The following is a 17895-nucleotide window of genomic DNA, read 5'->3' as shown; positions in this document are numbered from 1 at the left end:
CAGCTGCGGCTGACGCATCACGCACGTCACTCACACGCAGAAGGGCCCCCGGCCGGAGCTTTCCGGCCGGGGGCCCTTCAGGTGATGCCTGCTGCTTTTGTGCTGCCTACTTCTTCTTGCCCTGGTTCTTCACGGCCTCGATGGCGGCCTTGGCGGCCTCCGGGTCGAGGTAGCGGCCACCGGGGGTGACCGGGCGGAAGTCGGCGTCCAGCTCGTAGACGAGCGGGATGCCGGTGGGGATGTTCAGGCCCGCGATGTCGGCGTCGGAGATGCCGTCGAGGTGCTTGACGAGGGCGCGCAGCGAGTTGCCGTGGGCGGCGACCAGGACCGTGCGGCCGGCGATCAGGTCCGGGACGATGCCGTCGTACCAGTACGGCAGCATGCGGACGACGACGTCCTTGAGGCACTCGGTGCGCGGGCGCAGCTCCGTCGGGATCGAGGCGTAGCGCGCGTCGTCGCTCTGCGAGAACTCGCTGCCGTCCTCGAGCGCGGGCGGCGGGGTGTCGTACGAACGGCGCCAGAGCATGAACTGCTCCTCGCCGAACTCGGCCAGTGTCTGGGCCTTGTCCTTGCCCTGGAGGGCGCCGTAGTGGCGCTCGTTCAGCCGCCAGGTGCGGTGGACCGGGATCCAGTGGCGGTCGGCGGCCTCCAGCGAGAGCTGCGCGGTGCGGATCGCGCGCTTCTGGAGGGAGGTGTGGACCACGTCCGGGAGCAGGCCGGCGTCCTTGAGCAGCTCACCGCCCCGGACCGCCTCCTTCTCGCCCTTCTCGTTGAGGTTGACGTCCACCCAGCCGGTGAACAGGTTCTTCGCGTTCCATTCGCTCTCGCCGTGGCGGAGGAGGATCAGCTTGTACGGTGCGTCGGCCATGCCCTTGAGCGTAATAGACCGCGCGAGCGCCCCGCGCCCCGGACGTTTGACGGCAATCGTCAATTGAATGGCGTGAACACGCCCAGCTGTGTAAGTTGCGTATCACGGATGAGCCACTTACACATCGGGGGGTTGCGGAGGATGTCCATAGCGAGCATCGGACAGGCGGCGAGGCGGAGCGTCTCGGGCCTGCCCAGGGAGTTCTGGTGGCTGTGGACCTCCACGCTGATCAACCGCCTGGGCGCGTTCGTCGCCACCTTGGTGCCTATTCGCTAGACCGTACGGACTCGATTTTCGTACGGTCGTTCGAAGGAGGGGCACCGTATGAACCTTTCAGGGGTCCGCAACCTGCGCGAAAGCCTCGTCGGCCTGCGTGCAGGGCTGTACGCGCGGAAGAGCGCGTATCAGGGCAACAAGAAGAGCAAGGGCCGGTCGGTCAAAGAGCAGCTCGACATCGGGCGTGCGACCTCCGACGATCTCGGAACGACCGTCGTCGAGGAGTTCGTCGATGACGATCGATCCGCGTCGAGCTACCGCACCCGGGAGCGCGAAGACTTCGAGCGGATGATCGAGTGGATCGAGGCTGGCCGCCTCGACATCGTGATCGCGTGGGCGTCGACCCGCTTGCAGCGCGATCTCGCGATCTACGCACGACTGCGCGATGCCTGCATCCGGAACGGCGTGCTCTGGTGCTACGGCGGCAAGGTCTACGACCTGTCGAACAAGGACGACAAGTTCCGGACGGGTCTGGACGCGCTGATTGGCGAGCGCGAGGTCGACGAGCTGCGCGACAACCTCATGCGGACGCTGCGCGCGAACGCCATCAATGGACGTCCGCACGCTCAGGCCGCGTATGGGTACCGCCGCGTGTACGACGAGCGCACGGGGCTCTACATCTGCACGGTCAAAGATGAGATCGAGGCGCCGGTCGTCCGAGAGCTAGTCCTCGGCGTCGGTGCCGGCAAGGCGTCGGCCAGTCTCGAAAGGCAGTTCAACATGGGGGGCGTCACACCGCCCACCCGGTATTGGACCAAAGGGCAGGTCACGCGGCTGGCGGAGTGGCGGCCGGGGCTCCGCGATAACGAGACGATTCACCCGTCGTGGCTCGCTCGGATCGAGGATGCAGTCGACCTCCGGCAGGAGGCGCGCGACCGCCTCGACGCTGGCGAAGCGCCGGTTGATGTCGCGCGGGACTTCAACGAGCGTGTCGAGCCGCTCATCATGGCGCGCTGGATCTCCGGGACGATCACGGCTTACGCGACGGACGTGCGGTACATCGGCTCACGCACGCATCACGGCAAGGTGACCCACGAGGATGCGTGGCCGGCGATCGTCTCCCTAGCTGAGCATGTGCAGGCCGTGAGCGTGGTCAAGGCGCGCAAGGAGAAGCGATCGTTCAACATGCGTCCCGGGCGGGCATCTCACTGGCTGTCGGCGATCATGATCTGTGACATCTGCGAAATCCGGGTGAACTCCGATCGTCAGCATGGGCTACCGCGGTACTCGTGCGCAGCACCGGGCCCCGAGGGCGTGAAGGGGTACCACGCGAGCGCGCAGGTTTCGATCGTCGATCCGTATGTGGAGGACCGACTGTTCGCGTGGCTTGCGTCCCCAGACTTCGCCAGGGCGTACGCGAGGGGCGACAAGGAAGTGCTTAAGGCGATGGAGGAAGCCAAGGCCGAGGCAAAGCTCTTGCAGGAGCAGCTCAACGAGTTCTACACGGAGGCGGGCGCCGGCCGGTTGTCGGCTCAGGGCCTGGCTGCGGTCGAGGCGGACATGCTTCCGCGGATCGAGGATGCACAGAAGCGGGCTCAATCCTTGGCCATTCCGCCGGCGGTGAAGGATCTCGCGGGCGCGACGGTGGATGAGATCAGGGAGGCGTGGAAGCACCTTGAGCTCTCGCAGAGGCGAATGATCGCCGAGGCGCTGATTGAGGTTCGTCTCAAGCCGCAGGGGCGGCGGCGTGATCCGGCGGTGCAGACGTTCGTGGCTGTGATCCCGAAGGTGCACCTGCGCAAGAAGGATGTGTCTGGCAAGGCTCAGCCTGCCGAAGCAGCTTAGTTCGCGAAAGGGTGAGGCCGCGCGGCGTGGAGCCGCGCGGCCTTCCTGTCTTACCTGTCGCCCTCTTTCACCGGCCTGAGAGCGTTCAAGGCTGCCGCGAGGGCTGCCGCCCCAGCGTCGGTGATGTGCCGGTCATCGATCGCGATATCGAGGTCGTCCACGCTCGGTCTGATCACCACGGGGGCTCCGTCATCGAGTCGGGTTCGGGTCACGTTGATCATGTCGGACCCTCACCCTTTATCGCCTCTGTTGTGGTTGATGGCGGCCCCCTAGTTCCAGGTGGAATCCATCGGAGACGGAACCGCAGGGACGGTTTCTTCGCCGCCGACCGGGGCCCCTGCGCTGAGGGTGGGCGTGGACGGGGTGACGAAGCCCCAAGTTGAGTCGGCGCGAAGCGTGCTGGGGTCCTGATCAGGGGATATGGCGCCGGTCGACCATCCGACAGCAACCGAGGCTGCGACCAGCAGGGCCGTAGCAACTCGACGGATGATCTTCGCATTGATGGACATGTGACCCCTTCTGGACAACACGCTATCGCATGTGTGTACGAGACTTCTTCACCTGGCGTTACGCTGCCCGTCTCTTGAGTCAAGATCAAGAGACCGCGCGGTTCGTAAATCCGCACTGCCAAGAAGCGAAGGTCCACCAGGCGAGAGGTCGCGATGACTGACATGTCCAGACCAGACGGCAGCGGGGGCTCCCTCGCCCTGCCGGAGGAAGCCCGGACTGCATACCGGAGCGTGGTCAAAGGCGAGCCCGTCGGTCCGAGCACGGCCGGCCTCGCCTACCTTGAGGCCCTGGGGGTTGTCACCCCGGATCCGGCGGACCCGACCACCTACGTCGCCACCGATCTCCAGCAGGCCGAGGCCACGGTGCGCGTCCGCGCGGTGGGGCAACTTGGCGCAGCCGTTGCGTACATGTCCAGCATCCCCGGATTGTTCGAGGAATTGGCCTCGGAGATCAGGCGTCACGCCAAGTCTCCGGAAGGTACTTCGTCTGAGTTTCTGGACGGCGTCGGGCTTGTCAACGCGCGCATAGCCGAAGCCATCAACAGGGCTCAGAAGGAACTTCTGACGTCTCAGCCCGGCCCCCGCAGTCGAAAGCTGCTCGCGAAGAGCGTTGATCGCGACGTGGACGCCGTACAGCGCGGCGTAACGATGCGCACGCTCTATCACGCGAGCGCTCGGAGCAATCCTGCGACCCGCGAGTGGGTGCAGATGATGACCCGCGAGGGGGCCAAGGTACGCACCCTTGCAGCGCCTTTTATGCGCTTTGTCCTTGTGGATCGGAAGACGGCCGTTGTACAGGACTACGCTGATGGGCGCGACGCTAGGTCGGGTGCATGGCTGGTCCGCGATCACGCGTTCTGCGGCTTCATGGGTGAGGTTTTTGACCAGTACTGGGCGCGCGCTGATAGCTGGGAGGGTGCCGAGGCGGCCTCGGGAAACGCAATCACCACCCCCCTCCAACGGATGATCCTTCGCGAGCTGTGCGAAGGCAGAGATCAGCAACAGGTCGCGAGCCGTCTTGGCTACAGTCAAAGGACGATCACCACTCATCTGACCGAGTTGCGCACGAGGTTGGGTGTACGCACACTGCATCAGTTGATCTACTGGTGGGCGACGTCCGATGAGCGGGGCCTGAGCTGACAGCGGTACGGGGAACCCTGTCACGTCGCGAATCAGGCTCGGCTACCTGCTGGCCTACTCCGCCACGCTGCCGCTGTTCGCCGCCCAATGGCTCAGCAGATCCTGCACCTTCGGCATGTCTTCGACCCTCATGCCCGGCACGTGAGCAATGACCACACCCTCGGGGTACGTGCCGGCTATGAGGCCGACGTACTGCTGTGCTGCAGCAAGCTGAACCTGCCGCTCAGGCAGCCCGACAGCAGCCGCCACCGCTCTCACGAGCGGGGGATGCACCTTGACCGCCTCCCCCTGGCCGATCTTCCACAGCATGCCGTGTGTCGCCCGATAGCCGGTCGCGGGATCTACAGCCCTGTCGGCCAGCTTCCGCCATGACATGCCCTCATGGGCAGCAGCGCGGCTCACGAGGTCACGGAAGGGGGTGCCTGAGTCCCACATGGGATCCCATCTCCGTTCTTGTATCGATACGCAAACACCGCTCATTCAAGCAGGCGACGGCTCGTATCGCCTATGGCGGGCCGCCGCGAAAGATTGCCGTTGACGTGCACTTGAGAGCGACCTACCTTGATCGCTGTTCCGAAACACGAACAGACTGTCGCCCGATCCGCCAGGGTCTGCGCTCACGACTGTTCCTGTTTGCGTACAGGCAGAGGGGGAGGCATGCCCGAGGAAAGCGCACGAGCCACCGACGATCAGCGCGCCCATTGGCCCAAGCCCACCGACGAGCAGATTGCACTCGTCGCCCGCGTGCTTGCCCCTCGCATCCATCAGGCACGCGCCGAGCACGCCGCGCGGCCCGCAGCATGAGGAGCCGAGCTATGAGCGTCGTTGACTTCATCGGACCGCCGCCCGCCGAGCGTGTCACCAAGCACGCCCGGATCGCGCTGGAGCTCCGAGAACATCCGGGAGTGTGGGGCGTTGTTCAGCGCGCGGCGAGCACCACTCGCGCCGCATCGGCCGCGCTGGCAATCCGCACGGCGAAGCTGGCCGCCTATGAGCCGGCTGGCGATTTCGAGGCAGTTTCCCGCACAGTCCTCACCGACCGCGGCGAGGCCGAGCACCGGGTGTACGCCCGATACATCGGGAAACGGCCGTGACTGCGGCAACGGGGTGGCCGGTACAGGTGACGCCAACCGGCGTCGTCGTCGCTCCGGCCGGCCTCGGCCACGAGGAATGGCTCACCGTGCGCCGCACGGGGATAGGCGGTTCCGAGGTCGCCGCGGTGCTGGGCATGAGCAAGTACGCGTCGCCGTACGAGGTCTACCTCGACAAGCGCGGCGAGCTTCCGCTCGACCGCCCGCTGCCGGCCGAGCTCGCCGAGGCTGCGTTCTGGGGACACCAGCACGAGCCGACGATTGCCCACGTGTTCGCAGAGCGGACCGGCCTCGGCGTCACCGACGGCCCGGGGACGCTCGCACACATCGACCGCCGATGGATGCTCGCCAACGTCGACCGCTACGTGCTCGCGCGCGGGGAGTCGACCCCGTCCAGCCTGCTGGAGATCAAGACGCGATCGGCGTTTCAGCTCGATGACTGGCTGCGCAGCGTCCCAGACGGGCCTGCCCTACAGACGCATTGGTACCTCGCCGTAACCGGATACCAGCACGCGCACGTCGCCGCCCTGCTCGGCGGGAACCGCTTGCTGATCCATCGCGTGGAGCGCGACGAGCAGCTCGTCGAGCACCTGGTCGACATCATCGGTCGCTTCTGGCAGGGGGTTCTCGACGGCACCCCGCCAGCGGTCGACGGGTCCGAGGCAACCGCGAACCTGCTCGGCCATCTCTACGACGTCCGGGCCGACTCCGTGACCGTCGCCGACCCGGCCGAGGTCCTGCCGCTGCTGGAGCGTCGGCGCGAGTTGAAGGCACGCGAGGCCCGGACCGCCGACGAGCTGCGCGAGGTCGACAACCGGCTGAAGGCCGCGGCTGGCGAGGCCGAGGTCGTCAAGGTGCAGGGCTCGGTCGCCTACACCTACCGGCAGAACGGCCCTCTCTCGCAGAAACGTTTCTCCGCCGCGCACCCGGACCTCGCGCGGAAGTACTCGCACCGCGTCGACGCGCTCGACACGAAGCGCCTCGCCGTCGAACACCCCGACGAGTTCAGGGCCCACCGCGCCCGACGCCTTGTTGTCCCGAACCAGGAGACCGCAGCATGAGCAACACCCTTGCCGAGCGCGTCGCCCAGCGCGCCAATGCCCGCACGCCCGCCGTCCCGACTCCCCAGCGCCCGGCCAACCTCGTTCAGTTCGTCGAGACGATGCGCCCGCAGATCGAGCGCGCCCTGCCCACGCACATGGGAGGCGCCGACCGGATAGCCCGGATCGCGCTTACCGAGCTGCGTCGCGTCGAGCACCTCGCCGAGTGCAGCCGCGAATCGTTCGCCGGCGCCCTGATGACCTGCTCGGCCCTCGGGCTGGAGCCCGGCGGCGTGAGCGGCGAGGCGTACCTGCTCCCCTTCTGGAACAAGAAGATCCGCGGGTACGAGGTACAGCTCGTCATCGGCTATCAGGGCATGATCAAGCTCTTTTGGCAGCACCCGCTCGCCGCCGGCCTCGATGCGCGCCCCGTCTATGAGGGCGACACCTTCGAGTACGAGTACGGCCTCGAACCGAGGCTCCGACACGTGCCCGGTCGCGGCCCGAGGGGGCAGGCCACCCACTATTACGCCGTCGCGCGGCTGGCGAACGGCGGCACCGCGTTCGTCGTGCTCAGCGTCGAGGACGTCGAGGCCATCCGGAAGCGCAGCAAGGCCCGCGATTCCGGGCCCTGGCAGTCCGACTATGACGCGATGGCGTGCAAGACCGCCATTCGGCGGTTGTTCAAGTTGCTGCCGAAGTCGGCCGAGCTCGCGCGTGCCGTGGCGCACGACGAGACCGTGCGACGCGATGCCTCCCCCGAGGGTCTCGACGTGCCCGGGGAGTACATCGAGGGCGAGATCGTCGAGCAGCCAGCGCACCAGGGCGGCGAGCAGGCCACGGTCGAAGCAGCCGAGGAGTTCGCCGGCTGGCCCGACGCCGCGGTGCCGGCCGCCGGATGAGTCACCGGCCAGCCCCCGTCTTCCGGTGCCGGCACTGGGACGGGCAGGCCCGCCGCTACTGCGGCGCTCCCGGCGCCCGCCGCTACCTGCCCAGCTACCGGTGTCCCCTCCACACTCCCGCGGCCCTCACCGGCCGCCCCGAGGCCCCATCCCGCACTCGCACGTAAGGAGCGTCCCCCGTGGCGTGGTTCAAGGTCGACGACGGCAGCCACATGCACCCCAAGATCGTGGCCGCCGGCAATGCGGCACTCGGCCTTTGGCTGCGCTGCGGCGCCTACTCGGCCCAACACCTCACCGAGGGACACGTGCCCGGCATCGTGGCCAAGCAGTACGGCACCGCCCCGCAGGCCCGCAAGCTCGTCGCTGTCGGTCTGTGGCACGAGGCCGGCCACGACTGCTCGCGCTGCCCGCAGCCGATCGCCGGCGACTACGTCGTGCACGACTTCTTCGAGGGCGGACGCAACGCCACCCGGGCGCAGGTCGAAGCCGCTCGTACCGCCGCCGCGGAGCGCAAGGCCAAGAGCCGAGCCCGCTCGATTCGCCCTCGGATCGACGACGAATCGGCCGCGGATCGCGAGCGAAACGAGCGCGGGCCGTCCACGAATCACGCACGAAACACACCCCCGTTTTCAGGAGAACCCGCAGGTCACAAGGGAGCGTCACACCGTGACACCGTCGAGGGCGTCACAGGCCCCCAAGCCAACACCAAGCCATACCCCAGTACTTCCTACGGAAGTACTGCGAAACAAGCTAGCCCCGACGGGCCGGCGATCGCCGAGCCCGTGCGCCCCCTCGTCGACGCCATGACCGCCGCCGGCATGGCCGTCTCATGGGAGCTCGCCCCCGCCGAATGGGTCCTGCTGCAAGCGCTGATCGAACGCTGCGGCGTCGCCATCCTCGTCGACCACGCCGGCGGAGCCTGGCAGGCCGCACGCACCCGCCCCCGCTCGGCCCGCTACTTCCTCGCCGGCTGGCGCTCCCTCCCCTCCATGCCCACCCGCACACCCGACACCGGCCACGGCGCGACCGTCGTCGCCCTACGCAGCCCCTCGCGCCCCTCCACCACCGATCAGCGCGTGCGCGACGGCCTCAACCTCGCCGCCCGCCTCCGCGAACAGGAGACCGCCCAGTGACACCCGCCGACGCCGCCGAACTCCTCGCCCTGGCCGCCGCGTTCGACCGCCGCACCATCGGCGAGGCCGACGCCCACGCATGGGCCCGCGCCCTTCACGACATCCCCCTCGACCACGACACCCGCAACGCCGTCGCCGAGCACTACGCCCACACTGAACAGTGGATCACCCCGGCACGCATCCGAGAGGTCCGTACACGGATCCGCGAGAACCGGATCAGCGCAACCCACCCGGTCTACAACGGCCAGCCCGAGGAAACCGGCGAGCAGTTCGTCGAGCGCCGCCGTGCACAGATCACCGCCGCCGCCGACGGCACCCTGCCCATCCGCACCATCGCCCAAGCCGTAGGCGCCGGCCCTCGCCGAGACGTCCCCGCCCTGATCGCTGGCGTCGGGCGCAGCGTCGACGAGACCCAGCCCGCGCCGTACCTCAACCCGGCCACCCGGCAAGCCATCCGCAAGACGTTGCCGAGCAAGCAGCCCACCCTCGTCGCGCTCGCCGTCGCCTGTCCGAGGGAGACCTGCCGGGCCGGCAAGAACAGCCGGTGCAAGAACGGGCGGGGCGACGTCCTCGGCACCGTTCACGGTCGCCGACGCGACGCCTACGCCGTCGAGTTCGCCGTCTGCCCGGAGTGCGCAGCCCCGCCCGGCCAGCACTGCGCCGCGTCCGAGCCGCACCCCGTCCGCATCCGTACTGCTTTGGAGATCGCCGCATGACCGACCGCCGCCAGTACCTCGCCGAACAGGACATCGCCCGCCGAGCCCTCGCCGACGCCCACCTCGACGAGCTCACCGCCGCGTTCTGCGACCGCGTCCTCGCCGAGCACGACGAGCACGAGCAGCACCACCTCGGCCGCCTCATGTGCACCCCGCCTCAACCGCGCACCCCGCGCGCCCGCCACACCGCCGGGGGCCGCCAGTGATCCCGTCCGCCGCCCGCGCCGTCATTGCCGCCCACCTCACGGACGCACTCGACGTGCACCCGCACCTCGCGACGCTGACAACCGCGGCGCTCGCCGACCGCCTCGCCGCCGAGGGATGGCACATCACCACCACCCCCGCGCGACCGGTCGCGCCTCGCGCGCGGGAGGAGGGCCGGACCCATCGGGGCCTTGCCCGTCGCCTGCTCCCCCGCCGTACCTGGAAGAACGGAGACCCCTCATGAGCCGCACCAGCCGGGCCATCGACCGTGAGCAAGGCCGGACCCGTCGCCGCGAGCTGCTCGGAGTCCTGCTGTCGCGCGCCGAGCGCCGCGCGCTGCTGGCCGACGAGGGCCTGCTGCTGCGCTCGCTCGTCGAGACCGAGATCGCCGACGGCGACCGCGCCCGGCGCAGCGTCGGCGGACAGACCGCGACCGTTCGCCGGCTGCACGCCAGGGTCGAGGCGGCCGATACCGCGATCGTCGAGACCGAGGTCGACCGCGACCGGGCGCAGCAGGCGCTCGACGAGCTGCGCGAGCGGCATTGGGGCGCCGAGGCGGTGTATGTCGAGCACCTCGCTACCGCGGCTGTGCTCGCCGACGCGCTCAGGAACTCGCTCGGCGGCACCGACTGGCACCTCGCAGAGACGATCCGCCGCGTGTGCACCGGCGAGATCACCCCGCGGCAGGCACTCGCCGCGACCGCACACTGAACCACCCAAGGGGGACCACTCATGACCAGCGCCATCATCACGCGCCGCGAGACCGTCGAGGCGCTGCGCACCATCCGTGAACTGTGGGGCGAGTTGCTGCTCGCGATCGAGACGCCGCCGGCGGATGTCTGGCCCCCGCGGCAGCTCGCGCACACCATGCGCGACGACGACGCTCTGCTCGTCGAGACCCGGGCGCCCCTGGTCTTGCGCGAGCACCCCGCCCCGCTCAACCTGCGCGCCCTCGACACCGGCCGCAGCATCGAGGGCCGACTGTTCGACCTCGCCGACGTGCTCGCCGCTCAGGCGCAGCAGCAGGCCCCCCTCGGCGACCCGCGCCGGTGGATGTACCGCAGCGACACCTCACCGGGCAGCAGGGCCTATGGGCTGCACTGGGCCACGGTGTGGATCGAGGGGCGCGTGCTCGACGAGGACACCACCCCCGAGCGCGCCCTCGACGGCACCCTCGTCGAGGCGCCGTTCGCCCCGCTGTCCGAGGCGCTGCTGCGCGAGGCGCACGGCGTTGCCCGCTGGTGCGAGGGCCGGCTGCTGGCCGAGCTCGGCCTCGACCAGCGCGAGACCCCGGTGCCCGACCGGCCGTGCCCCTGGTGCGCTGGCCTGCTCATCCTGCATACCGGGCCCGCGCAGGGGCCGGCCGTGACCTGCGCGACCGGGCCGGCCTGCCCCGCGCCGGTGGGTCTCGACGGCCAGGGGCGGCGCGTCTGGGCGTGGGGCGACCTGCTCGACCTCGTCGCCGCGCTGGGCACCACGGGGCACTTGGGGGACCTCCCCCTAGCCGCGTGACCCCAGGCTGACCCTGGTGACGACCCGGGTCGGCCTGTTACTTCCCCCGGGCGATCTGGTCGACGCGCGCCGCGCTCAGGCCGCCGAGCTGCTCGCCGACTTCCCGGAGCTTCACCCGCCCACCCTGGCGCAGCTCCTGAACTACCGATGCCCGTACTCCCTTGGCCCGCTTCACCGCCTCGGGCAGCACTTCCTCGATGAGGAGACGGGCGGCGAGCTCCCGCTCGATGGGGTCGGGGATGTCGTCGAGGCATGCGTCGAGCGCGGCGTCGATGTGCCCGGCCATGCGCTTACGCAGGGCGGCCCGTGCCTGCCCGTCCGGGGTAGTCGTCTCGCTCATGGGAGCAGCCTACGCCGCTCCCACCATTGGTTTCTAGGCCCCCCTTGACGACTTTCAAGGGGGGCCTTGATTTCTTTCAAGGCCCCCCTATAACGTTGGGGATGTGCCGCCGGACTCCACCCGACGGCCACCACCGAAGGGAGCAACCCCCATGGAGCAGCCGTTCACCGAGCAGGCCGGCGTCGCGTATGCCGCTGTCGGCCGCGGTAAGCGCGTCCACTACTCGCCCCGAAACGACGACACCCTGTGCGGGCGGGAAATCTCGGAGTACCTCGACCTCAGCGACGCGGTCGACCGGTTCGACAAGGGGCACGCGCTGTGCATCCCCTGCCACCGTGCGGCCGAGAAGCGCGCCGAGGCGCGACGCCTCGCCGACACCTCGCCCCTCGCCGCCGCCGCGGTCGCCCTCGCCGGGACGGTCGAGCAGGTCGACGCCGACCGCACCGCGACCCACGACGTCGAGCAGCGCGTCGTCGAGGGCGTTGTCGTCGAGCACGCCGGCACCGCCGAGGGCAGCACCCCGAGCACCGCCTCGCACCCCGGCGTCGTCGCCGCCCGGGCCGCGCTCGCTGGCCTCGCCGTGGCGACCATGACCGAATACCACGACGTCACCGACCCGACCGAGGACGAGCAGAACGTGCGCGGTTACCTGGTTGACCCCCGCACGCGCGGCCGCGTCGCTGTGTACTGGCTTGAAGGCGGTCGGATCATCCGCCGCGACCAAATGCCGCACGGGCCCGCCCTCGACTGCCTCGCCGACCGCCTGCGCCGCCACGGGTGGGCCGTCGAGAAGATGCTCAGGTCGAGTCAGTGCGTTTTCGCTCACCTGCCGGCCGAGGGCACCGCGCCCGTCCCCCAGACGACGGCCGCCACCGTCGAGCAGGCCCCGGCCGCGGCGGTCCCGGGGACCCTGGTTGACCCGTTGACGTGGATCCGGCGCCCAACGAGTAGCGGCACGCGTACCGCGGCGTCGGCCGTCGTCGAGCCGGCCGCGCCCGAGTGCCTGCACCGGATCGCCGTTCGCCCCGACGTGTCCGGCGACCCGATCACCACGTGCGCCAGCAAGCAGCCCGCCCAGGAGGCCGGCGTGTTCAGCGACGAGGGGTGCGTCGAGGCGGATTACTGCGCCGTATGGGCCGCCAACCGGGCCGCCGAGCTGAATGCCGAGGACAACACCCCCGCCGATGAGCCGCTGTACGGGTGGGATCTAATGTGCCCGGAGCACCGCGAGCAGCAAGTCGACACCTGCGAGCAGTGCGCGACCGAAGAAGAGGTGGGCGCCATGGCCGAACTGCCTGCCGCGGCCGATGTCGAGCAGGACGCCATCGACGAGCCCGAGCCTGCGGCCGGCACATGGCATAGCGGCTGGATCGCGAGTACACCGGCGCCGGCTGGAGAGGCCCTGTTCGATCTGGGCGACGACGTCGAGCAAGGCGCGCTCTTCGCGTAGAGCGCGAACGCCCCCGCCTCGGGTGACCGGGGCGGGGCGTTGTCGTGTGGGGTGGCCCGCCTCGACGACTCCACCGCCGGACGGGCCCGCCGCCAACGGGAGCAACCCCCGCGGCGACTGGCTCACGGTACCTCGATCGGTACACCGAACAGGCTTGCGCCGTTACCGTTTCGTGATCTATTGTTGGCGGTGCCTCCGGCGTGCCCGGAAACATGCGAGTCGCGCCCCGCCACTTCTCCCCCCTTGTGGCGGGGCGGTCGCATGTTCAGGATGAGGCGATCAAGTCCATTGGCCAGGGGAGAGCCACCATGCACCGCCGCAGCACCGCCTTACTTGCCGTCGTCATCGCCGCCGCGGGACTCACCGCGTGCGGCAGTGACAAGGGCAGCAGCACCGACTCGAAAACCACCCCGCCGCCGGCCCCCACGACCGCCGCCGCAGCACCGGCCACGCCCGCGCCAGCGACGAGCGCTGCGGCCCGGGCCGGTATCCCGCCCAAGCCGGACGCAGCCACGCAGGCCGCGTACATCCGTGCCCTGAGCGCGATTTCACCGACGCTCGTCGGCGGCAAAGAGGACAGAGCCGTAAGCCGCGGGCGGGACACGTGCGGCTCCGTCCACTCGTTCCCGAACGATCACGGCAAGGTCGTCAGCCTCACGCAGCAACGTTTCAGCGGCGCAACGCAGGTCACCACCGAGCAGACAGAGAAGATCCTCACGGTGGTGCAGACCCACCTCTGCCCCAAGAGCTGACCTCGCACTACTCCGGCCCGGCGGCACGCTGTCGGGCCGAATGCGCTCCGAGGGGGTGAACGGCCAACGCCCGCCCCCATCACGGACGCCGACCGAGTACGCGTCCGCCAACTGCACGCCGAGGGCAAGAGCCGCAACGCCATCGCCCGCGAGACCGGGCGCAGCGCCGCGACCGTCTCGAAGATCGCCGCCGAGCTCGGCCTCGCGTTCAGCGGCGGGGCCCGAGTCGCAGCAGCGACCGAGGCACGGCGCGCCGATGCTGCCGCGCGCCGCGAGCAGCTCTCCGAGGACTCCCTCGACGCCGCGCTGCGCCAGGTCGAGCAGACTCTCGGCGCCGACTCCGCACGCGACGCGCGCGACCGCGCCACCGCTGCACGCGCCCTGACCGAAGTGCACGCCCGGGTCTCCGAGCTCGCTCGCCACAGCGGCACCGGTAGCACCGGAGGATCGATGCTCGACCGCCTCGCCGACGCCCTGCTCGGGCCGGCCGGAGGTGACGAACAGGGGGTGTAGCAGCCCTTGCCGCTCCCCCTGTCCGACAAGCAACTCGACTCGATCCGCGACGCGTTCCGCGCCCGTATTTCGATCTGGCACGGCAGCGTACGGTCGGGCAAGACCATCGCGAGCCTGCTCGCCTTCCTGATCTCCATTCGGCGGGCGCCGGCAACCGGCTTGATCCTTCTGTGCGGCCGGTCGCTGCAAACGATCGAACGCAACATCCTCGAACCGCTCGGCGACCCCGAGCTGTTCGGCCCCGACGTCACGGCCGAGGTACGGCACACCCGCGGCGCAACGACCGCGAACATCCTCGGCCGCACCGTCCACCTGATCGGCGCCTCGGACGCCCGGGCCGAGGGCCGGCTGCGCGGTGCGACGGCCTGCCTCGCCTACGTCGACGAGGCCACCCTCGTTCCCGAGGGTTTTTGGACGCAGCTACTCGCGCGTCTGTCCGTGCCCGGGGCGCGGCTGCTGGCCACCACGAACCCTGACGGTCCGCGGCACTGGCTCAAGGCGTCGTATCTCGACCGCGAGGCCGAACTCGACCTCGCCGCCTTTCACTTCCGCCTAGCCGATAACCCGTCGTTGTCGCCAGCGTACGTCGCCGCCCTGTCGGCCGAATACTCCGGCCTGTGGCGCCGCCGGATGATCGATGGGGCATGGGTGATCGCCGAAGGCGCGATCTACGACTGCTACGCCGAGCAGCAGCACGTCGTCGACGAGCTGCCGGAGATGCGCCGGCACTGGCTCGGCGTGGACTACGGCACCAGCAATCCCTTTTCGGCGATCTTGCTCGGTCTCGGCGCCGATGACCGGCTGTACGCAGTCGCCGAGTGGCGGTACGACTCCCGTGCGCAGCGTCGGCAGATGACCGACGCGCAGTACAGCGCCGCCGTCCGTCGGTGGCTGTCCGAGCTGGACGTCGAGCCCGAGTTCACGTTCGTGGACCCGAGCGCCGCCTCGTTTTCCACACAGCTGTGGACGGATGGGCACCCGGGCGTCGCTCGAGCCGATAACTCCGTGCTCGACGGCATCCGGACCGTCTCGAACGCGCTCGACGGCGGCGTGCTGCGCATTCACCGATCGTGCGAGGGGTTGCTCGCCGAACTCCCGGACTACTCGTGGTCGGAGCAGGCCGCAGCGCGCGGCGAGGACCAGCCCAACAAGGTCAACGATCACTCCGTCGACGCGCTGCGCTACGCGATGCACTCGACCGCCCATGAGTGGCGTCACCTGCTCGCGCCGCGCCTCTGACTCATCCGCCGGTCCGGCCGCGCCTCGGGGCGCCGGGCCCCTGCTCGTGAGGGGGGGGCGACATGGCGCGTGACTGGGCCGCGCGGTTCCTCGACCGCATCGACGAGACTTCCCTCGGCTGCTGGCAATGGGCCGGCGCGCTCGACCGTGACGGGTACGGGCGCGTGTGGCACAACGGCCGGAGCGCTCTTGCGCACCGCGTCGCCTACACAGCGTTTCGCGGGGCGATACCTGCCGAGCTCGAGCTCGACCACCTGTGCCGGAACCGGTCGTGCGTCAATCCGCACCATCTCGAGGCCGTGCCGCACCGAACCAACGTGCTGCGCGGTGCCGGATGGGCGGCGCGGCGTGCACGGCAAACCCATTGCATCCGTGGTCACGAGTTCACCGAGGCCACGACTTACCGGGCGCCGAACGGTACCCGGAAATGCCGCGTGTGTGGCCGGGAGCGTTCTCGGCGACGTCGACAGGGGGTGAGCTGTGCCTCTGCCTGACGCCGGTACCCCGTGGCCGCCCTCGCAGCTCGCGCGGCTGTATCACGCGATGCGGGTCGATGACGCGTGGTACTCCGGCGACCCGAAGAAGCTCGCCGACGTCTACCGGCACCAGGAGCGCCGCGAGGACGGCCGGCGTCGCCTGTGGGCGCGCCACCGTCACCAGCAGCCCGGCCGCCGCGACGGACGGGTGCACATCCCGCTCGCCGGCGACATCGCGACCACGTCCGCGGATCTCCTCTTCTCCGAGCCGCCCGTGTTCACCGTTGGGGACTCCGCGACGCAGGACCGCCTCGCCGAGCTCGTCGACGACGGCGGTATCGCGAACGCCCTCTTGGAGGCTGCCGAGATCGCCTCGGCGCTCGGGGGTGTCTACCTCCGCGCCACGTGGGATGCCTCCCTTGCTCCGCGCCCGTTGCTCACCGCCGTGCACGCCGATGCGGCAGTACCCGAATTCCGCTGGGGTCAGCTCGTCGCCGTGACGTTCTGGCGTGAGCTCGCGTCCGATTCCGCGACCGTGTGGCGTCACCTCGAGCGACACGAGCCGGGCCGCATCCTGCACGGTCTGTACCAGGGAACGGCCGAGCATCTTGGCACCCGCGTGCCGCTCACCGAGCACCCCGAGGCCGCTGGCCTGGCCGACTCCCTCGGCCCCGAGGGCGATGCCATCGAGACCGGCCTCGACGAGCTCACCGCCGTGTACGTCCCGAACATCCGCCCGCACCGCCGGCACCGCGGGTCGCCGTTCGGCCGCTCCGACTACGGCGCCCCGATCTATGACCTCATGGACGCACTGGACGAGACGTGGTCATCTTGGCTTCGCGACATCCGCCTCGCCCGTGCTCGGCTGATCGTGCCCGATGGTTACCTGCGTGATCAAGGCCCCGGCCGTGGTGCCTCGTTCGACGACGACCGAGAAATCTGGCAGGCCCTGAACATCCCGCCCACCGAGGGCGCCGGTATCACCTTGTCGCAGTTCGCGATCAGGGTCACCGAACATCAGGCGACGGCCGACTCAATCGTGCAACAGGCGATCCGCTCGGCCGGCTACTCGGCCCAAAGCTTCGGAATCGGGGACGCGGTCGCCGCGACGGCGACCGAGGTCACCGCCCGCGAGCGCCGATCCATGATCACCCGCGACAAGAAGGGCCGGTACTGGGCACCGGCCTTGACGCACATCCTCGGCGTCATGCTGCGACTCGATCGCATCCTGTTCACGCCCAGTCTCGTGCCGGAGCGTCCGCGGGTGGCTTTCGGGGACGCGGTGAGCGAGGACCCGCAGTCCGTCGCGCAGACGCTCTCCCTGCTGCACCAGGCGCAAGCCGTGAGCGTCGACACGCGCGTGCGAATCCTTCACCCCGACTGGGACGACGCCACAGTACAGACCGAGGTCGACCGCATCATGACCGAGACCGGCACCGCGGTACCCGACCCAATGCAGGCTGGCACCCTTACCTAGGGGGGATTGTCTTCTTAGAAAATCCAATGGCGTGGCAGAGATTGACGATTATCGGAGGCAGGGCAAGCATGGCCAGCGCCACGCTAGCGAGCCAGTAAATCGACGTAGCAAGACCAGGCGAGTCACTTCTCTCACCGTGCGCCAGCCAATAGAGACACATTGATTCGAGTACCAGCATTGTAAGGATCGCGGGCAACCACAAAACTGTTGCCACCCAATAGCCTGCCTTAATCAAGCAGCTATCAGGATTATCACTGAGCCTCTTCCAAGTGATTCTACGGACCTCACGCAGCTCGACAGCGGCGGCAACAGCTATTCCGAGAAGGACAACAGCCGAGGTTGCCGCATAGTCGGAAGTCATCTTCATAACCCCATGATCCGCCTCCATTCCGTACGTCACCACTCGAGGTCCTCGAACCGGTTGCCGCCGTGATTCAACTAACTACAGCGTGAGGCCAAAGTGATCCATCCG

The 17895-nt window shown here is 69.2% G+C and carries 22 protein-coding genes and 1 pseudogene; 19 read left to right on the top strand and 4 right to left on the bottom strand.

Translation table 11 applies throughout. The annotated features are described in order from the left end of the window. Positions 1 to 106 precede the first annotated feature (106 nt). Positions 107 to 868, bottom strand: a complete 762-nt coding sequence (locus AC1Z4A_RS18215; protein WP_483680142.1) for a phosphoglyceromutase — start codon at positions 866 to 868, stop codon at positions 107 to 109. 141 nt (positions 869 to 1009) lie between these two features. Between AC1Z4A_RS18215 and AC1Z4A_RS18210 the strand changes: the two are divergent. Further along, a pseudogene (locus tag AC1Z4A_RS18210) lies at positions 1010 to 1138 on the top strand (MFS transporter); the annotation flags it as partial. Between the two features lie 54 nt (positions 1139 to 1192). After that, positions 1193 to 2929, top strand: a complete 1737-nt coding sequence (locus AC1Z4A_RS18205; RefSeq protein ID WP_483680140.1) for a recombinase family protein — start codon at positions 1193 to 1195, stop codon at positions 2927 to 2929. A gap of 50 nt (positions 2930 to 2979) precedes the next feature. On the opposite strand, the gene AC1Z4A_RS18200 is transcribed toward AC1Z4A_RS18205, so the two are convergent. Beyond that, the gene (locus AC1Z4A_RS18200; protein ID WP_483680138.1) at positions 2980 to 3150 is read right to left on the bottom strand and encodes a hypothetical protein; all 171 of its coding nucleotides are present in this window, start codon (positions 3148 to 3150) and stop codon (positions 2980 to 2982) included. Positions 3151 to 3600: 450 nt separating this feature from the next. On the opposite strand from AC1Z4A_RS18200, the gene AC1Z4A_RS18195 reads away from it, so the two are divergent. Further along, positions 3601 to 4578, top strand: a complete 978-nt coding sequence (locus tag AC1Z4A_RS18195; protein WP_483680135.1) for a helix-turn-helix transcriptional regulator — start codon at positions 3601 to 3603, stop codon at positions 4576 to 4578. 54 nt (positions 4579 to 4632) lie between these two features. Here AC1Z4A_RS18195 and AC1Z4A_RS18190 read toward each other — a convergent pair whose 3' ends face one another. Next, on the bottom strand, positions 4633 to 4980 hold the full coding sequence (locus AC1Z4A_RS18190; protein ID WP_483680133.1) for a hypothetical protein: 348 nt from the start codon (positions 4978 to 4980) through the stop codon (positions 4633 to 4635). Between the two features lie 255 nt (positions 4981 to 5235). Between AC1Z4A_RS18190 and AC1Z4A_RS18185 the strand changes: the two genes are divergently transcribed. From AC1Z4A_RS18185 to AC1Z4A_RS18140, 10 genes are all read left to right on the top strand, one after another. Beyond that, positions 5236 to 5382 carry a hypothetical protein gene (locus tag AC1Z4A_RS18185; RefSeq protein WP_483680131.1) on the top strand — a complete coding sequence of 49 codons (147 nt, stop codon included), beginning with the start codon at positions 5236 to 5238 and terminating at the stop codon, positions 5380 to 5382. A gap of 11 nt (positions 5383 to 5393) precedes the next feature. Then, positions 5394 to 5672, top strand: a complete 279-nt coding sequence (locus AC1Z4A_RS18180; RefSeq protein WP_483680129.1) for a hypothetical protein — start codon at positions 5394 to 5396, stop codon at positions 5670 to 5672. Positions 5673 to 5698: 26 nt separating this feature from the next. Beyond that, positions 5699 to 6730: a YqaJ viral recombinase family nuclease gene (locus AC1Z4A_RS18175; RefSeq protein WP_483680128.1), complete on the top strand. Its 1032-nt coding sequence runs from the start codon at positions 5699 to 5701 to the stop codon at positions 6728 to 6730. Next, positions 6727 to 7611, top strand: a complete 885-nt coding sequence (locus AC1Z4A_RS18170) for a recombinase RecT (protein ID WP_483680126.1) — start codon at positions 6727 to 6729, stop codon at positions 7609 to 7611. The genes AC1Z4A_RS18175 and AC1Z4A_RS18170 overlap by 4 nt, the downstream gene beginning before the upstream one ends. 179 nt (positions 7612 to 7790) lie before the next feature. Next, positions 7791 to 8744 (top strand): mucin-2, encoded by a 954-nt coding sequence (locus AC1Z4A_RS18165; protein WP_483680124.1) that lies wholly within the window; start codon positions 7791 to 7793, stop codon positions 8742 to 8744. After that, the gene (locus AC1Z4A_RS18160; protein WP_483680123.1) at positions 8741 to 9460 is read left to right on the top strand and encodes a zinc finger domain-containing protein; all 720 of its coding nucleotides are present in this window, start codon (positions 8741 to 8743) and stop codon (positions 9458 to 9460) included. Before AC1Z4A_RS18165 ends, AC1Z4A_RS18160 begins: the two co-directional genes overlap by 4 nt. Continuing rightward, complete coding sequence (locus AC1Z4A_RS18155; RefSeq protein ID WP_483680121.1) at positions 9457 to 9666, top strand: hypothetical protein; 210 nt, start codon at positions 9457 to 9459, stop codon at positions 9664 to 9666. Before AC1Z4A_RS18160 ends, AC1Z4A_RS18155 begins: the two co-directional genes overlap by 4 nt. Further along, on the top strand, positions 9663 to 9908 hold the full coding sequence (locus AC1Z4A_RS18150) for a hypothetical protein (RefSeq protein WP_483680119.1): 246 nt from the start codon (positions 9663 to 9665) through the stop codon (positions 9906 to 9908). The genes AC1Z4A_RS18155 and AC1Z4A_RS18150 overlap by 4 nt, the downstream gene beginning before the upstream one ends. Further along, the gene (locus AC1Z4A_RS18145; RefSeq protein WP_483680118.1) at positions 9905 to 10375 is read left to right on the top strand and encodes a hypothetical protein; all 471 of its coding nucleotides are present in this window, start codon (positions 9905 to 9907) and stop codon (positions 10373 to 10375) included. Before AC1Z4A_RS18150 ends, AC1Z4A_RS18145 begins: the two co-directional genes overlap by 4 nt. A 21-nt stretch (positions 10376 to 10396) precedes the next feature. After that, positions 10397 to 11176, top strand: a complete 780-nt coding sequence (locus AC1Z4A_RS18140) for a hypothetical protein (protein WP_483680117.1) — start codon at positions 10397 to 10399, stop codon at positions 11174 to 11176. 37 nt (positions 11177 to 11213) lie between these two features. Here the strand turns inward: AC1Z4A_RS18140 and AC1Z4A_RS18135 are convergent, their stop codons facing one another. Beyond that, positions 11214 to 11516 (bottom strand): hypothetical protein, encoded by a 303-nt coding sequence (locus AC1Z4A_RS18135; protein ID WP_483680116.1) that lies wholly within the window; start codon positions 11514 to 11516, stop codon positions 11214 to 11216. Between the two features lie 151 nt (positions 11517 to 11667). Here AC1Z4A_RS18135 and AC1Z4A_RS18130 point away from each other — a divergent pair, with 151 nt between their 5' ends. The 6 genes from AC1Z4A_RS18130 (at position 11668) to AC1Z4A_RS18105 (ending at position 17423) form a co-directional block, all read left to right on the top strand. After that, positions 11668 to 12966, top strand: a complete 1299-nt coding sequence (locus AC1Z4A_RS18130; protein ID WP_483680115.1) for a hypothetical protein — start codon at positions 11668 to 11670, stop codon at positions 12964 to 12966. 308 nt (positions 12967 to 13274) lie between these two features. Next, positions 13275 to 13718 carry a hypothetical protein gene (locus AC1Z4A_RS18125; protein ID WP_483680113.1) on the top strand — a complete coding sequence of 148 codons (444 nt, stop codon included), beginning with the start codon at positions 13275 to 13277 and terminating at the stop codon, positions 13716 to 13718. A 78-nt stretch (positions 13719 to 13796) separates the two neighbouring features. Continuing rightward, the gene (locus tag AC1Z4A_RS18120; protein ID WP_483683632.1) at positions 13797 to 14231 is read left to right on the top strand and encodes a helix-turn-helix domain-containing protein; all 435 of its coding nucleotides are present in this window, start codon (positions 13797 to 13799) and stop codon (positions 14229 to 14231) included. A 6-nt stretch (positions 14232 to 14237) separates the two neighbouring features. Next, entirely contained in the window at positions 14238 to 15470 is a 1233-nt protein-coding gene (locus AC1Z4A_RS18115; protein ID WP_483680111.1) for a PBSX family phage terminase large subunit, read from the top strand. A gap of 62 nt (positions 15471 to 15532) precedes the next feature. Beyond that, positions 15533 to 15964, top strand: a complete 432-nt coding sequence (locus AC1Z4A_RS18110; RefSeq protein WP_483680109.1) for an HNH endonuclease signature motif containing protein — start codon at positions 15533 to 15535, stop codon at positions 15962 to 15964. Next, positions 15951 to 17423 (top strand): phage portal protein, encoded by a 1473-nt coding sequence (locus tag AC1Z4A_RS18105; protein WP_483680107.1) that lies wholly within the window; start codon positions 15951 to 15953, stop codon positions 17421 to 17423. Before AC1Z4A_RS18110 ends, AC1Z4A_RS18105 begins: the two co-directional genes overlap by 14 nt. Positions 17424 to 17895 lie beyond the last annotated feature (472 nt).

This window comes from Streptomyces sp. 17_S59 (assembly GCF_056930295.1).
Note: the sequence above shows the minus strand (reverse complement) of the source record. Positions and strands in the feature narration are given on the sequence as shown.